This window comes from Pseudomonas sp. UBA6699, assembly GCF_002454615.1.
GTDB lineage: Bacteria > Pseudomonadota > Gammaproteobacteria > Pseudomonadales > Pseudomonadaceae > Aquipseudomonas > Aquipseudomonas juntendi.
This window is the reverse complement of sequence record NZ_DKJF01000115.1, coordinates 24,653-28,330: the sequence shown is the minus strand read 5'-3', so window position 1 is coordinate 28,330 and position 3,678 is coordinate 24,653. Positions and strand designations below refer to the sequence as shown.

Sequence of the window (3,678 nt, the reverse complement as noted above, 5' to 3'; positions counted from 1 at the left end):
CCCGGCGCCGATCACCAGTGCCTGGCGCGGGCCCGGCGTGGCGGGCGGGCGTGCATACCAGGGGGCGCCAGGGGCGGGCAGGGCGCCGACGTAGGCGCCGCTCATCACTTCCCACTTTTTGCCGATACCCGGAACCTTCTTCATGGCGAAGCCCGCTTCGACCAGGCTGCGGCGCACCCAGCCGGTGGTGGTGAAGGTGCCCAGCACTGTTCCGGCGTGGGACAGCCGCGCCAGCTGGGCGAACAGCTGCGGGGTCCACATGTCGGGGTTCTTGGCCGGGGCGAAGCCGTCGAGGAACCACACGTCGACCTGTGCATCGAGCTGCGGCAGCTGCTCCAGCACATCGCCGATCAGCAGGGTCAGGGTGACCCGGCCTTCGGCAAAGGTGAACTGCTGAAAGCCGGGGTGCACCGCCACATACTGGGCTAGCAGCGGCTCGGTGTAGGCGGCGAGCTCCGGCCACAGGCGTACTGCGCGGGCCATGTCGGCAGCGCCCAGGGGGTACTTTTCGACACTGACGAAATGCAGGCGTGCACCGCTGGGCGCATGCTTGTCGAACAATTGCCATGCGCAAAAGAAGTTCATGCCGGTGCCAAAGCCGGTCTCGCCGATCACCAGGCTGCTGTGTGCGGGCAGGTTGGCGAAGCGTTCGGCCAGGCGGGTCTGGCCGAGGAACACATGCTTGGTTTCTTCGATGCCTTCGTTGACCGCGAAATAGACGTCGTCGTACTGCCGCGAATGGGGGCGGCCCTGGTCGTCCCAGTCGATCTGGGCGTGCTGGAGAAGGGTGGATTCAGGCATGGCTGGTTCGCTGGAGATGAGTGGCAAGTGGCAAGTGGCAAGTGGCAAGTGGCAAGTCGCAAGTCGCAAGTCGCAAGTGGCTAGAAAAAGCAGATGGTGGCATGGCTTACGTTTTCTTGCAGCTTGCAGCTTGCAGCTTCGAATTCCGCTAGTCTTGGTTATCCATTGAAGGAGCCATTGCATGTTCGAATCCGCCGAAATCGGCCATAGCATCGACAAGGAGGCTTACGACGCCGAGGTGCCCGCGTTGCGCGAGGCCCTGCTCGAAGCCCAGTACGAACTCAAGCAGCAGGCGCGCTTCCCGGTGATCGTGCTGATCAACGGCGTTGAAGGCGCTGGCAAGGGTGAGACGGTAAAGCTGCTGAACGAGTGGATGGACCCGCGCATGATCGATGTGCTGACCTTCGACCAGCAGACCGACGAAGAGCTGGCCCGGCCGCCGGCATGGCGCTACTGGCGGGCCTTGCCGCCGAAGGGGCGGATGGGCGTGTTTTTTGGCAACTGGTACAGCCAGATGCTGCAGGGGCGGGTGCATGGGGTGCTCAAGGATGCCGTGCTCGACCAGGCCATCACCGGCGCCGAACGCCTGGAGCAAATGCTCTGCGACGAAGGTGCGCTGATCATCAAGTTCTGGTTCCACCTGTCCAAGAAGCAGATGAAAGCGCGCCTGAAATCGCTGAAGGACGACCCGTTGCACAGCTGGAAAATCAGCCCGCTGGACTGGCAGCAGTCGAAAACCTACGACCGCTTCGTACGCTTTGGCGAGCGCGTGCTGCGCCGTACCAGCCGCGATTATGCACCGTGGCACATCGTCGAGGGGGTCGACCCCAACTACCGTAGCCTGGCGGTCGGGCGCATCCTGCTGGAAAGCTTGCAGGCCGCGCTGGCCAACAACCCCAAGGGCAAGCACCAGGGGAACGTGGCCCCATTGGGGCGTAGCATCGATGACCGCAGCCTGCTGGGGGCGCTGGACTTGAGCGTGCGCCTGGACAAGGCCGATTACCAGGAACAACTGGTAACCGAGCAGGCCCGCCTCGCCGGGCTGCTGCGGGACAAGCGCATGCGCCGCCATGCCTTGGTGGCGGTGTTCGAAGGCAACGATGCTGCCGGCAAAGGCGGGGCCATCCGCCGGGTGGCCGCTGCGCTGGACCCCCGCCAGTACCGTATCGTGCCGATTGCCGCGCCCACCGAAGAAGAGCGCGCGCAGCCTTACCTGTGGCGCTTCTGGCGGCACATTCCGGCGCGGGGCAAGTTCACCATTTTCGACCGTTCCTGGTATGGCCGGGTGCTGGTGGAGCGGGTAGAGGGGTTCTGCACGCCGGCTGACTGGATGCGCGCCTACAGCGAGATCAATGATTTCGAGGAACAGTTGGTGAACGCCGGGGTGGTGTTGGTCAAGTTCTGGCTGGCCATCGACCAGCAGACCCAGCTGGAGCGCTTCGAAGAGCGCGAGCAGATCCCGTTCAAGCGCTACAAGATCACCGAGGATGACTGGCGCAACCGGGACAAATGGGATGACTACGCCCAGGCCGTGGGGGACATGGTCGACCGTACCAGCAGCGAGATTGCGCCATGGACATTGGTAGAGGCCAACGACAAGCGCTGGGCCCGGGTGAAGGTGCTGCGCACCATCAACGAGGCGCTTGAGGCGGCGTTTGCCAAGCACAAGAAGTAGATTGCCGGGTTTGGCCTCAAGCCATGCTGCAAAAGAATGACCTGATGAATTCTTTTCTCGGCACGTTCCCCCGCACCTCCCCAGCAAGCCCGTAGAATCAAGCAATCGCCACCACGGGCTTGATCGAGGACTTTATGCATACCACTTCCGGCCGCTGGGGCTATGGCCTGTTCCTGGCACTCTTGACGGCGCTGCTCTGGGGCATTCTGCCGATCAAGCTCAAGCAGGTACTGCAAGTGGTCGACCCGATCACCGTCACCTGGTACCGCTTGCTGGTCTCGGGCGGCCTGCTGTTTGCCTGGCTGGCGGCCCAGCGGCGGTTGCCCTCCATTCGTAAACTGCCAGCAAAGGGCAAGGGCCTGGTGGCCGTTGCCGTCTTCGGCTTGATGGGCAACTACGTGCTGTACCTGATCGGGCTCAACCTGCTTAGCCCGGGTACTGCACAGTTGGTGGTGCAGATTGGCCCGGTGTTGCTGCTGGTGGCCAGTGTGTTCGTATTCCGTGAGCGCTTCAGCCTGGGGCAGGGTGTAGGGCTGCTGGTGCTGCTGGCGGGGTTTGGCCTGTTCTTCAACCAGCGCCTGGACGAACTGCTGACCTCGCTGGGGGCCTACACCACGGGTGTGCTGACCATATTGCTGGCCACCAGCATCTGGGTGTTCTATGCCCTGAGCCAGAAGCAGTTGTTGACGGTGTGGCATTCGCAGCAGGTCATGATGGTGATCTACCTCAGTTGCGCCGCGCTGCTCACGCCCTGGGTGCACCCGCTGCAGGCGTTGCAACTGACCCCGGTGCAGGGCTGGCTGTTGCTGGCATGCTGCCTGAATACCCTGGTGGCTTATGGCGCGTTCGCCGAAGCGCTGGCGCACTGGGAGGCATCACGGGTGAGTGCCACGCTGGCACTGACGCCGCTGGTGACTTTTGTTGCAGTGGCGTTGGCGGCGCTGGTATGGCCTGACTATGTGCACGCTGAAGACATCAATGCGCTGGGCTATGTGGGGGCGGTGACGGTGGTGTTCGGCTCGGCCCTGGTGGCGTTGGGGCCATCGCTGGTAGCCGGCTGGCGTGCCCGCAGGGCGCGGTTGGCCCATGTTCCTTGATCGCCTGTACTGGCCCCATCGCTGGCAAGCCAGCTCCCACAGGGGTTACCTCAGGCCTGAGCATTGCGCACCCTGTGGGAGCGGGCGTGCCCGCGAACACCGGCG

Annotated in this window: 3 protein-coding genes; 2 read left to right on the top strand and 1 reads right to left on the bottom strand. The window is 63.6% G+C overall.

The genetic code is table 11. The annotated features are described in order from the left end of the window. A partial coding sequence (mnmD, locus tag B3361_RS21665) for a tRNA (5-methylaminomethyl-2-thiouridine)(34)-methyltransferase MnmD (RefSeq protein ID WP_286920355.1) occupies nt 1-801 on the bottom strand: 801 nt, incomplete at its 3' end. A gap of 181 nt (nt 802-982) precedes the next feature. Here mnmD and pap point away from each other — a divergent pair. Continuing rightward, nucleotides 983-2,476: a polyphosphate:AMP phosphotransferase gene (pap, locus tag B3361_RS21660; RefSeq protein ID WP_009681696.1), complete on the top strand. Its 1,494-nt coding sequence runs from the start codon at nt 983-985 to the stop codon at nt 2,474-2,476. Between the two features lie 134 nt (nt 2,477-2,610). Further along, entirely contained in the window at nt 2,611-3,573 is a 963-nt protein-coding gene (locus tag B3361_RS21655) for a DMT family transporter (protein ID WP_029888098.1), read from the top strand. Nucleotides 3,574-3,678 lie beyond the last annotated feature (105 nt).

What these genes read in the sequence shown, in the direction of transcription:
- B3361_RS21655 (WP_029888098.1), top strand. Translation starts at nt 2,611, where the DNA reads ATGCATACCACTTCCGGCCGCTGGGGCTATGGCCTGTTCCTGGCACTC.
- pap (WP_009681696.1), top strand. Translation starts at nt 983, where the DNA reads ATGTTCGAATCCGCCGAAATCGGCCATAGCATCGACAAGGAGGCTTAC.